Origin of the sequence: Pseudomonas sp. BF-RE-22, from assembly GCF_019956155.1 — a bacterium.
Taxonomy (GTDB): Bacteria; Pseudomonadota; Gammaproteobacteria; order Pseudomonadales; family Pseudomonadaceae; genus Aquipseudomonas; species Aquipseudomonas migulae.
Map to the genome: position 1 here is coordinate 262212 of NZ_JAHBDD010000022.1, position 13950 is coordinate 276161.

10 protein-coding genes are annotated in these 13950 nt (G+C 58.5%); 3 read left to right on the forward strand and 7 right to left on the reverse strand.

Features of this window, described 5'->3' with window-relative positions; all coding sequences use genetic code 11:
• The first annotated feature begins 2 nt into the window (after nt 1-2).
• Nucleotides 3-854, forward strand: a complete 852-nt coding sequence (locus tag KGA82_RS13835) for an HlyD family secretion protein (protein ID WP_192420814.1) — start codon at nt 3-5, stop codon at nt 852-854.
• 128 nt (nt 855-982) lie between these two features.
• On the opposite strand, the gene KGA82_RS13840 is transcribed toward KGA82_RS13835, so the two are convergent.
• From KGA82_RS13840 to KGA82_RS13850, 3 genes are all read right to left on the reverse strand, one after another.
• Nucleotides 983-1381: a DUF4440 domain-containing protein gene (locus KGA82_RS13840; protein ID WP_207285239.1), complete on the reverse strand. Its 399-nt coding sequence runs from the start codon at nt 1379-1381 to the stop codon at nt 983-985.
• Nucleotides 1382-1502: 121 nt separating this feature from the next.
• Nucleotides 1503-2327, reverse strand: coding sequence for an SDR family oxidoreductase (locus KGA82_RS13845; protein WP_223450767.1), 825 nt, complete (start codon nt 2325-2327; stop codon nt 1503-1505).
• A gap of 33 nt (nt 2328-2360) precedes the next feature.
• Nucleotides 2361-2825 carry a hypothetical protein gene (locus KGA82_RS13850; RefSeq protein WP_008044486.1) on the reverse strand — a complete coding sequence of 155 codons (465 nt, stop codon included), beginning with the start codon at nt 2823-2825 and terminating at the stop codon, nt 2361-2363.
• A 160-nt stretch (nt 2826-2985) separates the two neighbouring features.
• Here KGA82_RS13850 and KGA82_RS13855 point away from each other — a divergent pair, with 160 nt between their 5' ends.
• Together KGA82_RS13855 and KGA82_RS13860 are read left to right on the forward strand one after the other, a co-directional pair.
• The gene (locus KGA82_RS13855) at nt 2986-5790 is read left to right on the forward strand and encodes an RHS repeat domain-containing protein (protein WP_223450769.1); all 2805 of its coding nucleotides are present in this window, start codon (nt 2986-2988) and stop codon (nt 5788-5790) included.
• 154 nt (nt 5791-5944) lie between these two features.
• Nucleotides 5945-8608 carry an RHS repeat domain-containing protein gene (locus tag KGA82_RS13860; RefSeq protein WP_223450770.1) on the forward strand — a complete coding sequence of 888 codons (2664 nt, stop codon included), beginning with the start codon at nt 5945-5947 and terminating at the stop codon, nt 8606-8608.
• Nucleotides 8609-8692: 84 nt separating this feature from the next.
• Here the strand turns inward: KGA82_RS13860 and KGA82_RS13865 are convergent, their stop codons facing one another.
• The 4 genes from KGA82_RS13865 to KGA82_RS13880 form a co-directional block, all read right to left on the reverse strand.
• Nucleotides 8693-10144: a mannose-1-phosphate guanylyltransferase/mannose-6-phosphate isomerase gene (locus KGA82_RS13865; protein ID WP_223450771.1), complete on the reverse strand. Its 1452-nt coding sequence runs from the start codon at nt 10142-10144 to the stop codon at nt 8693-8695.
• Nucleotides 10145-10334: 190 nt separating this feature from the next.
• Nucleotides 10335-10991 carry an alginate O-acetyltransferase AlgF gene (locus tag KGA82_RS13870; protein ID WP_008025358.1) on the reverse strand — a complete coding sequence of 219 codons (657 nt, stop codon included), beginning with the start codon at nt 10989-10991 and terminating at the stop codon, nt 10335-10337.
• A gap of 14 nt (nt 10992-11005) precedes the next feature.
• Complete coding sequence (locus KGA82_RS13875; RefSeq protein WP_008025360.1) at nt 11006-12181, reverse strand: alginate O-acetyltransferase; 1176 nt, start codon at nt 12179-12181, stop codon at nt 11006-11008.
• A gap of 11 nt (nt 12182-12192) precedes the next feature.
• Nucleotides 12193-13758: an MBOAT family O-acyltransferase gene (locus KGA82_RS13880; RefSeq protein ID WP_008025362.1), complete on the reverse strand. Its 1566-nt coding sequence runs from the start codon at nt 13756-13758 to the stop codon at nt 12193-12195.
• Nucleotides 13759-13950: the final 192 nt, after the last annotated feature.

A 13950-nucleotide genomic window follows, 5' to 3' on the forward strand; every position in this document is an offset into this window, starting at 1 on the left:
TGATGAAAAAGCTTTTCAGCCTGCTCGCCACTCTGCTGGTGCTGGCCCTCGCGCTGTGGATTGGCCGAACCCTGTGGGTGCATTACATGAACACACCGTGGACCCGCGACGGCCGGGTGCGCGCCGACATCATCAACGTTGCCGCCGACGTCACCGGTGAAGTGGTGGAAGTGCCGGTGCGCGACAACCAACAGGTGAAGAAGGGCGATCTGCTGATGCGCATCGACCCCGAGCACTACCGCATCGCGGTCAAACAGGCGCAGGCACTGGTGGCTTCTCGCAAGTCGACCTGGGAAATGCGCAAGGTCAACGCCCATCGCCGCGCCGACATGGATGCCCTGGTGATCTCCAAAGAAAACCGCGACGACGCCAGCAATATCGCAGACTCGGCCCTCGCCGATTACCAACACGCGCAAGCGCAACTGGAAGCCGCCGAACTGAACCTCAAACGCACCGAGGTGCGCGCGGCGGTGGACGGTTACGTGACCAACCTCAACGTGCATCCCGGCGACTACGCACGCATCGGCGAAGCGAAAATGGCCGTGGTCGATATGAACTCGTTCTGGGTCTACGGCTTCTTCGAAGAAACCAAACTGCCGCACGTGCGGGTGGGCGATAAGGCCGACATGCAACTGATGAGCGGCGAAGTGCTCAAGGGGCATGTGGAGAGTATTTCTCGCGGGATCTACGACCGCGATAATCCGGAAAGCCGCGAGCTGATTGCGGACGTGAACCCGACGTTCAACTGGGTACGCCTGGCACAGCGGGTGCCGGTGCGGATTCACATTGATGAAGTGCCGGAAGGGGTGTTGTTGGCGGCGGGGATTACGTGCACGGTGGTGGTTAACCAATAGTTAGACCGAGTTGCCTGCATCGCCAGCAAGCCGGCTCCTACAAATAGGTGTCGTACACACATTTTTGTGTTCGGCGCAAACCTGTAGGAGCCGGCTTGCTGGCGATTCAGGCGCCTCGGTCTTACAGGTCACTCCTTGCAGAAAGTCTCATGCAAATGCCGCCAAACCACCTTTCCACCGGCCTGCTTCTCAAACACCACCGTCGAACGCCGGTCCGTCTGCTGGCCGGTCGCATCGGTCTGCTGCTCGCGATAACTCACGGTCGCGCCGTTGTCGGACAGCGCAATGCCACGCAACTCGCTGAGCTCAATCCTGAACCCGAGCTTCTTCCCGCCCGCCATCCGGAACAACTCGCCAAGCGCGTCGAAATCCAGCACGCGGCCCAACGGCGAGACCATGGAAAACTGCGGTGAAAAACGGGCGAGCAATTGTTCAAGTTCGGTGACGTTTCGTTCTTCGGCCAGCCATTGCTCGATGGCGACATGGGCCTGGATCACTTCGTCAAAGTATTCGGTGTAGTCGGTCATGTTACTTCCTGAAAATTTTGCAGAGTCTGATCTGACGCTTTCGCGGGCAAGCCTCGCTCCTACAAGGCTCGCGCAAAACCTGTAGGAGCGAGGCTCGCCCGCGAAGAACGATAACGCGGTCTCAAAGCTGCCCACTCAACCCGAACCGCTTCATCAACCCCGACTCCAGCAACCCTTTGGGCAGCAACCCGGCCAACAACGGCAACGCCCGGCTGCCATTGCCCAAACGAATCAGGCGCGGCGGTTTGTCCTGCTGCACAGCCTTGAGCAAACCGGCGGCAAACTCACTGGCCGGCGTCGGGTTGTCCTGGGACGCCTTGGCCCGTGCACGAATGCCTTCGCGCAGCGGAAACCACGGTGACTGTTCGCTGATCAACTGCTCCGCCTCTGCCCCGGCATTCTTGGCAAAACTGGACGCGATGGCGCCCGGTTGCACCTCCATCACTCGCACACCGAACGGCGCCAGTTCCATGCGCAACGCATCGCTCAAGGCATGCACTGCGGCTTTCGAGGCGCAGTAAGCACCGGCAAACGGCGTGACCAGGACCCCGGAAACGCTGCCGATATTCACCACTATCCCTTTGGCCCGGCGCAGCACCGGGAAGAGCGCGCGCGTCACACCGACAATCGCAAATACATTGGTTTCGAACTGCCGCTGCATGGCCGGCACACCGCCGTCCAGCAGCGGCCCCATGGCGCCATAACCGGCGTTGTTGATCAGCACATCGAGGCCGCCATGTAGCTGGTTGATCTGCCCGGCCAACGCTTCAAGTGCCACGCCATCGTTGACGTTCAGCTGCACGGCGGTGAAACCGGCCGCCGTCAACGCGGCAACGTCTTCAGCCTTGCGGGCGCTGGCCCAGACTTTATAACCGGCACCTTTAAAGGCATCCGCCAGAGCGCGGCCAATGCCGCTGGAACAACCGGTAATCAACGCAACGGGCATGGCGCGGTCCTTGTGCAAAGGGAAGAGTGGGGATCAGTCGGAGAAACTACCCTGCAAACGCTCGGCGCGAAACTCCAGGGTTTGCGGGCGATAACCGGGACGCAGCGGCGGCATGGGCAGGCAATCTTCCCAGTTCGCCCCGGCTTGCAGTTCGCCTGGGCCGCGATAACGCGGTGCGGCGTATTGATTGTCGGCGAGGTTGACCGTATCGCCCGGCGCGTAGGCTGCGACGCGCCAGCGCAGTTCGGTCAGCGGCACGTCGTTGCCGTTGTTCATCTTCAATAGCAAAGGGCGATCCGCCGGGCAGTGTTCCGGCGCGTAAGTGATGCGTAACTCAAGGCGCGCCAATTGCTTGACCTCGCGATTGTCCAGCCAGACCACCCAGGTGGCCACCAGCCCCAGTCCGATGGCGGCCGCCACCGAAACGGGCAGGGCCTTGGACGGGTAGCGCAGCAACAGGATCAGCCAGGTGATGACCAACAGGACGCCGATGAACATGTCGCACAACCTCGCAGGAGAGAGGCTCATCCTACCTAAGGGCGGGTGTGCTTGGCGATGGGCGTGGTGAGGGCGACCGTTTGTCGAGCCTGTAATTTGTGACAGTAGCCATGCATGGGTTTTCAGCATTAGCTGGTGCAAATCGACATGAAGACGCCTGATGCAGCCTCAGCTGGCTTTCCTGCACCGCGACACGCCAAGCATGACGGTCGTTGAACCGCGGGGGCTGGCCGTGCGTTCGGTGGATTATTACCGTGCCGCGCAGGGTGAAGTCGCCGAAGCTCGGGTCAACCGCACGGTTCATGACCCCGCTGGGCGGGCGATTGCGCAGTGGGATCCGCGGTTGTTCCTGGAGACTTCTGCACCGGCCAACCTCAGCAGCATCCTGTCACTGTCCGACACTGCGTTGAGTACCGTCAATGTCGATGCCGGCTTGAGCGTGAGTCTTTTCGGCGAGGCGGATCAACCGGTTCAATCCTGGGATGGCCGGGGTTCGCAACGCTGGATGCACTATGACAATCGACTGCGCCTGACCGCGCTGTTCGAGCAAACCGCGGGGGGCGAAGCGGTTTGCGCAGAGCGTCTGACTTATGCCGCGAACGATCCCGTTTCCGTCGATCACAACCAGTGCGGCCAATTGATCCGGCATGACGACCGGGCAGGCACGCAGCTGTTCCCGACGTTTGGATTGACCGGCGGGTTGCTTGAGCAGACTCGACGCTTTCTACATGCGTTGGCATCCCCCGATTGGCCCGAGTCCGTGGACGAGCGCGATACCTGGCTGGAACCGGGATCTGGCGCGACCACTCGCTCGCGCTTCAACCCACTGGGCGAGGCTGTTGAACAGACCGACGCCCAAGGCAACCGTCAGCTTTTCAGCCACACCGTCGCCGGCCAGTTGCGCGAGGTGCGACTGCAACTGCGCAGCGACACCACGCCAAAAACACTGGTCAGCGCCATCCAGTACAACGCCCATGGCCAGACCGAACGGGAAGTGGCGGGCAACGGCGTGATCACCACGCTCGAATACGCCCCGGAAGACGCTCGCCTGATTCGCTTGCACGCCAGGCGCGGCAACGACGTCCTGCAAGATTCCCATTATGAATACGACCCGACGGGCAACGTGCTGCGCATCGAAGACGACGCCGTACCGACTCGTTACTTCGCCAACCAGCGTATCGACCCGGTCTACCGATTTGTCTATGACAGCCTCAATCAGTTGATCCGTGCGACGGGCTGGGAGGCCGGCAGCGCGAACAGAGGCCCACAGTTTTCAGCCTTCGACGATCCCGCGCCACGGGGCAATTACTGGCAGAGCTATCACTACGATCGGGGCGGCAACTTGTTGGAACTTATCCACGAGGGGCCGCAAGACCATGGACATCGTCTGGTCGCCGCGCCCTTCAGCAACCGTTGCCTGCCAGTGGTCGAGGGCGTGGAACCCGGCGAAGAGGATTTTCGCCGGGGCTTCGACGCCAACGGCAATCTGCTGACGTTGCAACCGGGACAAACCTTGAGCTGGGACCTGCGTAACCAGTTGTGTGAAGTGCGGCCGGTAAAACGAAACGGCGCCCAGAACGACAGTGAGGGTTACAGCTACGGAGCCGACGGCATGCGCGTGCGCAAAGTCCGCTCGACGCAGACCAATGCCCGTACGGTTTTGGTTGAAGTGCGTTATTTGCCAGGCCTGGAAATGCGTACCCACAGCGGCACCGGCGAAGTGCTGCATGTGATCAACGTCCAGGCCGGGCGCAGCAGCGTGCGGGTGCTGCACTGGGAAACGGCGCCGCCAAAGGACAGTGCCAATGATCAATACCGGTTCTGCCTGAATGATCATTTGGGGTCCTGCACCCTGGAACTCGACAGCGATGGCGAAGTGATCAGCCAGGAGCGTTATCACCCGTTCGGGACTACCGCCTGGTTTGCCGGGAGGGGGGAGGTTGAGGCGAGTCGTAAAACGGTTCGGTATTCGGGGAAAGAGCGGGATGCGACGGGGCTTTATTATTATGGGTTGCGGTATTACGTGGCGTGGTTGCAGCGGTGGTTGAATCCGGATCCGGCGGGAATTATCGATGGGCTTAATCAATTTTGTTTTGTCGGAAACAATCCGTTGAACTTCATTGATCATTCCGGACTAACCCGACGTCGCGCGGACCAGGCCTATTTCGATATGCAACAAGAGGAGGGGCATTGGGAGCAGTGGTTGGAGAAGCAGGGAGGGCGAGTTTTGAAGTTGGGGGGCATAGAAATGATGCAAGAAATCAGTGGGGATAATTTGATGAGTGCTAGAAAGGACGTCTTGACGCCTAACGAGAGTGAGTTCCTTGAAAATTTTGTTGAAGCGGGTAAGAAGAGCTACATAGTTCACTTTGCGGGAAGCGAAATCCCTCAGGATAAAAGAGGCAATATTGTATTGAGGTCGCGTAAAAGCTTGCAAAAAAAAGGAATTAAATTTAATACTGGTAACAGTAAGCCGGGTGATATAGATGACGTTGGAAGTTTTGATTTTGTTCACTTTTCACTCAATCTTGTTCCTCTTGCAAAGCTCGAAAGCAGGTTTGGAAAGCATCGATATCAAATGGCACTAGTCGATGCAAATAAATCACCCTACGTTAAATATGCTCATGTGCAGTTGAACGACACTCTTTATTTTGCTAAGCGTCAGACTAAACGTTATCCAGACTATCTTTCTGAAGCTGACGTTGAATTACTTAAAAAACAAGTGGTGGCCAAAGATCCTACCGAATTGATATCTAGTCCGGAACATGCTATCGAATTGCTGGGGCGTAGAATCATTCGCGACGTGAGGCTGCTAAGTTCTGCTGCTCAGGAGAAAATCATGTCTTTAAGGGAAGGGCGTGAACTGGATGAAGTTCTTAATACATTTTATAGGCCGCAATTTGCTGTTCCCAAAAAAATAGTTATGAATAAAACAGATTTCGAACATAAAAATATGGGTGAGTGAGCTGGGGTTTTGGCCAACTTACGCAAGTGGGGAGACGATTCTGTCGCAATGAAAATCGACTTTTTATCGCACCGACAGTCGTGACTGTAGCTTTTTTATTAGCCATATATGGATTTGAGCATTTGCTGATCGTCATTCTTCGAGATGAATTGTCATGGAAACTCAAGTAACGGCCATGCACCGCCATACCCCAAAGTTGATTGCCATCGATCCGCGTGGTCTGGCCTTACGCTCAGTGGATTATTACCGTGCCGCGGAGGAGGCGGTCGCCGAAGCTCAGGTCAATCGCACGGTTCATGACCCCGCTGGGCGGGCGATTGCGCAGTGGGATTCGCGGTTGTTCCAGATGGCTTCGGCACCGGCCAATCTGGTTACGATTCATGGCCTCTCCGGCACGGCCTTGTGCACCCTCAGTGTCGATGCGGGCTTGCGCGTGAATCTTTTCGGCGAGGCAGATCAACCGGTTCAATCCTGGGACGGCCGGGGTTCACAACGTTGGATGCACTACGACAATCAACTGCGATTGACCGCGCTGTTCGAGCAAACGGCGGAGGGCGAAGCGATTTGCGCAGAGCGTCTGACTTATGCCGCGAACGATTTGGCGTTTGCCGACCACAACCAGTGCGGCCAACTGATCAACCACGCAGACCTTGCCGGTGCTCTGCAGCTCAACGACTACGGATTGACCGGCACGCTACTCGAGCAACAGCGGCGTCTCGATGACATCGCGCAGTCTTTTTCAACGCACTCACGCTTCAACCCACCGGGTGACCTGCTGTCCCGAACCGATGCCCAAGGCAACGAACAACGCTTCAGCCAGACCGTGGACGGTCAGTTGCGCGCCGTGGATTTACGTCTGAGCCACACGACCCAGCGCCTGCCGATGGTCAGCGCCATCACCTACAACGCCCACGGCCAGGTCGAAAGGGAAGTCGCCGGCAATGGCGTGATCACCACCCTCAAATACGCCGCCGAGGATGGGCGTCTGCAACGGCTGCTGTCCCGGCTCGGTCAGAACCAGCCGTTGCAGGATCTGCGTTACAGCTACGACCTGGTCGGCAATGTGCGAAGCATCGAAGACGCCGCGCTGCCGATCCGCTACTTCGCCAATCAGCGTATCGAACCGGTCAGCCATTTTTGGTACGACACGCTTTACCGATTGATCACGGCCACAGGCTGGGAGGCCGGCTCGGTCAAACACGGTCCGTCGTCGGCAATGACGGCGGACCCCGCCATGCCCGGCAATTACCGCCAGACCTACCGTTATGACGCTGGCAACAACCTGCTCGAACTGACCCACGTCGGCCCGCAAAACCCCGGCCATCGTCTGGTCGCCGATGCTCACAGCAACCGCTGCCTACCGGTGCGCGAGGGTATCGAGCCGACTGAACAAGACTTCCGTGACAGTTTCGACGCCAATGGCAACCTGCTGAAGCTGCAACCGGGGCAAACGTTGCGCTGGGACGCGCGCAATCAATTGTGCGAAGTCCGCCCGGTGGCGCGTGATACCGAAAACGACAGCGAGCATTACATTTACGGAGCCGACGGCCTGCGCGTGCGCAAAGTCCGCTCGCTGCAAACCAATGCCCAAACGAACATCATCGAAACCCTGTATTTGCCCGGTCTGGAAACTCGCACCCACAGCGGCACCGGCGAAGTGCTGCATGTCATCGACGTAACGACCGGGCGTGGCAGCGTGCGGGTGCTGCACTGGGAGGCGGGAAGACCGAACGAGATCAGCAACGACCAGCAGCGCTACAGCCTGACGGACCATCTGGGGTCGAGCACGCTGGAGCTGGATCAGGACACCAACGTCATCACCCAGGAAAGGTATTACCCGTTTGGCGGCACGGCGTGGAGTAACGGTGAGGCGGTGCAGGTCAGCTACAAAACGGTGCGGTATTCGGGCAAGGAACGGGACGCGACGGGGCTTTATTACTATGGCTTCAGGTATTACGTGCCTTGGTTGCAGCGTTGGTTGAATCCAGATCCGGCGGGCGCGGTTGATGGATTGAATTTCTATGCCATGGTTCGAAACAATCCAATGGTGTTGCGAGACTACAACGGTTTGGCAGGTGACGAATTATCCAAAGCATCTTTCCATGAGCTTGACCTTTCAACCCAAGGCTGGAAACAGCACTTGCTTGAAACTCAACTGTTGAATTTCCTGTTGCAGCGCCATGACAAGACGAAGGGAGGCTACGAAGAAACCTATGACTATCGCGTTTTTGAAGTGGGCGATCCGGAGTACGCCTTGACTGGACAGGAAATCGTTGAGGCATTGGAGGGCTACCGCAAGACGTACCTGGACTTGGCGAATCGTGCATCCACTGCTGGAAAGTCGGAGTTGGAACTGTCGATGATAGAGCTTTCAAATCAAGCAGGGCGGATGCGTGATGTCGCTAAGGGCATTGATGGATCAACTGCTTCGGCAGCGGCGAACAAGCCTCGCTTCTTTGCATTGATGAAAGCAAAGCCGGAAAACGGAAAGCGAGAAATCCTGGCCATTCAGAAAATATCGATAAGTCAGCGTACCGCTGGTGAAGACAGGGCGTTTGTCAGTGGCGTTATTCAGAACCCACTCATTCGACCCGAGGTGAGGGGCGGTTTTAGCGATCTGCCTGGAAGAGAGTCGATACCTGTACTGAGGCGGGTGCGAACCTTCGTCACGGTTCGGAGTTTGAACGAGGTGGGCAAAAGCACAAACATGAAATATGTGCTGTTTGGCTCCTCAACCCAAAGAGATTCGGACGTGGCGCAAAGGATCAAGGCAAAGCCTATCAACAGGCCTCTTTTGAGGTTAAACCTGAACCCTTGATGATTTTCATAAAAAAGCCCCCACCCAACCCACTGCGGATAGGGAACGCAGTGACCTGGACGGGGGCTTCTTTTTACCGATGACTTACTGCGCGATGGTTTTCACCGAAACCCCACGCTCAATCGGCGTAGACCGACCATAGATATCTTCAAACCGCTCGATATCGTCCTCACCCAGATAGCTGCCCGATTGCACTTCAATAATCTCAAGTGGAATCTTGCCCGGGTTGCGCAAACGGTGAACCGAAGCGATCGGAATGTAGGTCGACTGGTTCTCGCACAGCAGGAACACGTTCTCGTCGCAGGTCACTTCAGCGGTGCCGCTGACCACGATCCAGTGTTCAGCGCGGTGGTGGTGCATTTGCAGTGACAGGCACGCGCCCGGTTTGACCGAGATGTGCTTGACCTGGAAGCGACCGCCCATGTCCACCGAGTCGTAGGAGCCCCACGGACGATAGACTTCGCAGTGGTTCTGGGTTTCGCTGCGGCCCTGTTCGTTGAGGGTGTTGACCATCTGTTTCACGCCTTGGACCGAGTCCTTGTGCGCGATCATCATGGCGTCCTTGGTTTCGACGACCACGATGTTTTCCAGGCCGATCACCGACACCAGTTTGCCGTTGCCGTGGATCATGCAGTTTTTGCTGTCCTGAATGACCACGTCGCCTTTGGTGACGTTACCGTTGGCGTCTTTCTCGTTCACTTCCCACAGCGACGACCAGCAACCGACATCGCTCCAGCCGGCAGTCAGCGGTACGACGCAGGCGCGCTGGGTTTTTTCCATGACCGAGTAATCGATGGAATTGTCCGGGCAGCAGGCGAAGGTGGCTTCGTCGATGGTGACGGTGTCGGCATCCTGTTGGCTGCGTTCCAGGGTCAGCAGGCAGGTGTCGTAGATGTCCGGATCGTGCTTTTTCAGCTCTTCCAGGAAGCGGCTGGCGCGGAACAGGAACATGCCGCTGTTCCAGAAGTAGCCGCCGGACTGGACGAACTCGGTGGCGCGTTTCACGTCCGGTTTTTCAACGAAGTGCGAGACGCGGCTGACGCCTTCCGGCAGCAACGAGTCGTTGGTCGACTTGATGTAGCCGTAGCCGGTTTCCGGTTTGGTGGCCGGGACGCCGAACAGCACCATTTCGCCGTTTTCGGCGGCGACGGTGGCCAGGGCCAGGGCGCGTTGCAGGGCTTTCTGGTCTTCCAGTACGTGGTCGGCTGGCAGCACCAGCATCAGTTCGTCGCGACCTTCGTTGACCAGCATCATCGCGGTCAGGGCCACGGCCGGCGCGGTGTTGCGGCCGAACGGTTCCATCAGGATGCGCTGGGTTTCCAGCTTACGGTTGCTCAGTTGCTCGTTGACGATGAAGCGGTGGTCTTTGTTGCAGACCACGATCGGGGTGTCCATGCCTTCGAACACCAGGCGTTCCAGGGTTTGCTGGAACAGCGTGTGTTCGCCGGTCAGGGCGAGGAATTGTTTAGGAAACTGCTTACGGGAAAGCGGCCAAAGACGTGAGCCACTACCACCTGACAAGATCACCGGAATCATGTTGTTACTCCTTGAAAATCGTATGGGTCAGAGCTACTGCGTTCTGTCGTTTCACTCTTGTTTTTGTTTCGTGTCCCGATTGACATCTCGGTCCCTTGTAGGAGCATGGCTTGCCAGCGAAGGCGGTCTCGAGGGCCTCTTCGCCGGCAAGCCGTGCTCCTACAGGGCACGGGTCAACCGGGTAAATTTGTTAGCGCGTCGAAACCGGGCGTTTTACCCAGACTGGCGACAGGCTGCTGCCGTTGCCGGTGACGTACAGCACCGCCGCTTCACCGCGTTCCAGGGCAACCGGTTTCACGTCGCCCACTTTTGTGGCGCCATCGTATAGCGCCAGGCTGACTTTGACCGGGTTGATTTCACGCTCGCCACGGCCCTTGGCGGCCACGGACGGGACCACTTCGGTCTTGCCGTCGGCGGTTTTCAGGGTCAGGGCCTTGTCGCTCAGGTTCTGTACGCGAACCAGGGATTTCTGCTTGTTCTTGAACGGCGGCTCTTCGATCAGTTGTGGCGCGCCGCTGGCGTTGTTGACCAGGGTGTAATAGTGATCGCCGGCCAGTTTCACCGGCAGGGTCTGGCTGCCGACCTTGGCGCTGTAGTCGCCGCCCGGCATGAAGCTGAAGTCAGTGCTGGACAGCGGCGCGACGTCGCTCAGGCTGGTGCTGCCGACGGTGGCGCTGACTTCAGCGTTACCGGCGTTATAGACCCGTACGAAGCTCGAGCCTTTAGGCGCGGTCGGACCGTAGAGGGCCGAGTCACCGGCGGCGAAGGCGTTCATGGACAGCACGCTGAAGGTTGCGGCCAGAGCAAAGGTCTTGGCGAGACGGCGAGGAGTAGTAGTGAAAGTCATGGTGTACCTCTCTTTCAGTTTTGCGCCCGGTCGGGCGTCTCGGATTTAGTGTTTACGGCTACGTTTTGTTGGCGGGCGCCGGCTTCTTTGAGCGCTGCGACCCACTGCGGGTCGGCGTCGCCGATTTCGTTGTTTACAGGCAGATAACGTTCAGGAAACTCCCAGATCAGCACCTGTGGCGGGCTGTTCTTGAAGGCATCGCTTTTCAGGTAGCTGAGCATCGGCAGAATCGGGCCGTGGCCGTCTTCGGCGTAATTGACCACGTCGCTGTTCAGCGCTTCTTTCAGCGCGCCGACGAAGTTCCAGTTCGGGTTGGCGCTGTAGCTGGTGCCGATCAGGGCCACCGGCACTTCGGTGTTGGCGAACAGCGCGTCATCACCGCCAGCCTGATCGTCGGCCACCACGGTGTTGCGCTTCTGCAGCGGCTCGGTCGCCGGCATCAGGTTTTCGAACAGTGGGTCAAGCGGCAGGAACAAACGCAGGTCACCCTTGTGGGTCACTTTCTCTGCCGGCTCGGTGACGAAGCGTTGAGGCTCGCCGCTGAGCGGGGTTTTCTCGGCAATGGTTTTGGCCAGGGTCTGGGCGGCGATTTGCGCGCCTTCCGGGGTCCAGTGGGTGTCGGTGCGCAGGAACACTTGCTGACCGTCGAGCTTGGCCTTCAGCAGGGGGCCGTACAGGTCGGGTGCGAGGATCTTGTTGGCCGCCAGACGAGCGTGGAAGTCCTCATAAAGATTGGCGTGAATGCTCGAAGGCTTAACTTCGCCCAGGTGTTCCGGATACAGGCGAGTCTTGGCCGGCACGATCGCCATCACCAGTTTCACGCCTTTCTCTTTCAGTTCCTGGCGCACGCCTTCGACCAGCGCGTAGTTGCCTTGCAGGTTCAACTCTTCGTTGACGATCGGGTTGAATTCTTCATCGCTGTACAACCACTGATCGCGACCGAGCACGACGCCCGGACGACCTTCGTTGAACAGTTTGAAATCCAGCGCGGCCCAGAGGTTGGTGCCCAGGCGCTTGATCGGGAACTCGTCGTCGTAGTGCGTTTCGACAGCCTTGGCCCAGCGGCCATTGAGCACCGTCGCATCGGCGTTGGTGCTGAAGCCGAAGAAGCTGCGCGTCGACCACAGGCCCAGGACCAGCAGGGTCACCAGGAACAGGGCGATGTAGAAGATGCGTAATGAGCGGGTCATGGTCAGATCCCTCAGAACTGGAAGTAAAGGAACGGCGAGAAGCTTTGCGCCGAGAGTTTGAAAATCGAGGCAATGAACAGCACCAGTACCAGCGTGCGCATCACGTAACGCGACCAGTCCGCCGTCCAGTAAGCCGGCTGCACGGTGGCTTCAACGCCAACGGTGTAGCCCGGTTGGTGGATGCTGGCCGGGTTGTCGCCCGGTACGGCTTTGATCATTCCTGGTGTCGCACCGGCAGGGCCATCGGCCTCGACGTTGACCGCAGGTTTGGTCTTGACCGGTGGCTGGTTGCTGTAGAAATCACGAATGCCGAAGAACGCCAGGGTTGCGTACGCCACCACCAGAGTCGCCACTTGCAGACCGGTGAGGTTGGCCTCGTTGAGTTCCGACAGCGACCACTCGCCGAAGCTGAACATCGCGCCGTACATGCGGCCGGCGACGTGCAGGTTTTCGGCGCGGAAGATCACCCAGCCCATCACTACCAGCAGGAAGGTCAGCGCCCAGCGGATCGGGTTGATGCTGCGCGGCGAAGTGTTCAGGCCCAGGGCTTTTTCAATTGCCAGCCACATGCCGTGCCACGCACCCCACACGATGTAGGTGATGTTCGCGCCGTGCCACAGACCACCCAGCAGCATGGTCAGGAACAGGTTGCGATAGGTCATCAGCGTGCCTTTGCGGTTACCGCCCAGCGTGATGTACAGGTAGTCACGCAGCCAGGTGGACAGGCTGATGTGCCAGCGACGCCAGAACTCGGTGATCGACTGGCTGATGTACGGCTGCTTGAAGTTTTCCATGAAGCGGAAACCCATCATCAAGCCCAGGCCGATGGCCATGTCGCTGTAACCGGAGAAGTCGAAATACAGCTGCGCGGTGTACGCCAGCGCGCCGAGCCAGGCATCGCCCGTGGTCGGGTTCTGCAAGGCGAAGCAATGGTCGGCCACCACCGCGAGGGTGTCGGCGATGAAGACCTTCTTGATGAAGCCCTGCATGAACCGCGTGCAGCCCTCGGAGAACTTGTCGAGGGTGTGGGTGCGGTTGTTGAACTGGTCGGCGAGGTCGCGAAAACGCAATACCGGGCCGGCAATCAGGTGCGGGAAGATCGCCACGAACGCCGCAAAGTCGATCAGGTTGCGCGTTGCCGGGGTGTCACCACGGTAGACGTCGATGATGTAGCTGATGGACTCGAAGATGTAGAACGAGATCCCGATCGGCAACAGCACGTGGGTCAGGATGAACGGCGACAGACCCACCGACGTCATCATCGCGTTGATGCTGTCGACACCGAAGTTGGCGTACTTGAAGTAGCCGAGAATGCACAGGTCGACGGCTACGCCGAGCAGCAGCCAGCGCTGGGCCGGTTTGGTCCGAACACCTGCGGCGCCGACTTTGAGGCCGATCCAGTAGTTCCACAGCGTGACGGCGGCGAACAACGCCAGGAAGTCCACGCGCCACCAGGCATAGAACACATAGCTGGCGATCAGCAGCAGCAGGTTGCGATAGCGTATTCCGCTCAAGTAGTACATGCCGAGAAAGATCGGCAGGAACAAAAACAGGAACACGTTGGATGAAAATACCATCCCGGTCTCTCCATGTTTAACCAACAGTCAAGGGCCGCAGCCCCCCCAAACCCCCCCACGAAAAAACGGGGGGGCAAAACACTCAACACTTGCCTGACACTGATCCAATGTGGGAGCCAGCCTGCTGGCGATTCAGGCAGCGCGATGTATCAGTTGAACCGCGTTGATCCCATCGCGAGCAGGCTCGCTCCC

What these genes read in the sequence shown, in the direction of transcription:
- KGA82_RS13860 (WP_223450770.1), top strand. Translation starts at nt 5,945, where the DNA reads ATGGAAACTCAAGTAACGGCCATGCACCGCCATACCCCAAAGTTGATT.
- KGA82_RS13840 (WP_207285239.1), bottom strand. Translation starts at nt 1,381, where the DNA reads ATGACCGACTACACCGAATACTTTGACGAAGTGATCCAGGCCCATGTC.
- KGA82_RS13870 (WP_008025358.1), bottom strand. Translation starts at nt 10,991, where the DNA reads ATGACTTTCACTACTACTCCTCGCCGTCTCGCCAAGACCTTTGCTCTG.
- KGA82_RS13850 (WP_008044486.1), bottom strand. Translation starts at nt 2,825, where the DNA reads ATGTTCATCGGCGTCCTGTTGGTCATCACCTGGCTGATCCTGTTGCTG.
- KGA82_RS13835 (WP_192420814.1), top strand. Translation starts at nt 3, where the DNA reads ATGAAAAAGCTTTTCAGCCTGCTCGCCACTCTGCTGGTGCTGGCCCTC.
- KGA82_RS13845 (WP_223450767.1), bottom strand. Translation starts at nt 2,327, where the DNA reads ATGCCCGTTGCGTTGATTACCGGTTGTTCCAGCGGCATTGGCCGCGCT.
- KGA82_RS13875 (WP_008025360.1), bottom strand. Translation starts at nt 12,181, where the DNA reads ATGACCCGCTCATTACGCATCTTCTACATCGCCCTGTTCCTGGTGACC.
- KGA82_RS13880 (WP_008025362.1), bottom strand. Translation starts at nt 13,758, where the DNA reads ATGGTATTTTCATCCAACGTGTTCCTGTTTTTGTTCCTGCCGATCTTT.
- KGA82_RS13865 (WP_223450771.1), bottom strand. Translation starts at nt 10,144, where the DNA reads ATGATTCCGGTGATCTTGTCAGGTGGTAGTGGCTCACGTCTTTGGCCG.
- KGA82_RS13855 (WP_223450769.1), top strand. Translation starts at nt 2,986, where the DNA reads ATGCAGCCTCAGCTGGCTTTCCTGCACCGCGACACGCCAAGCATGACG.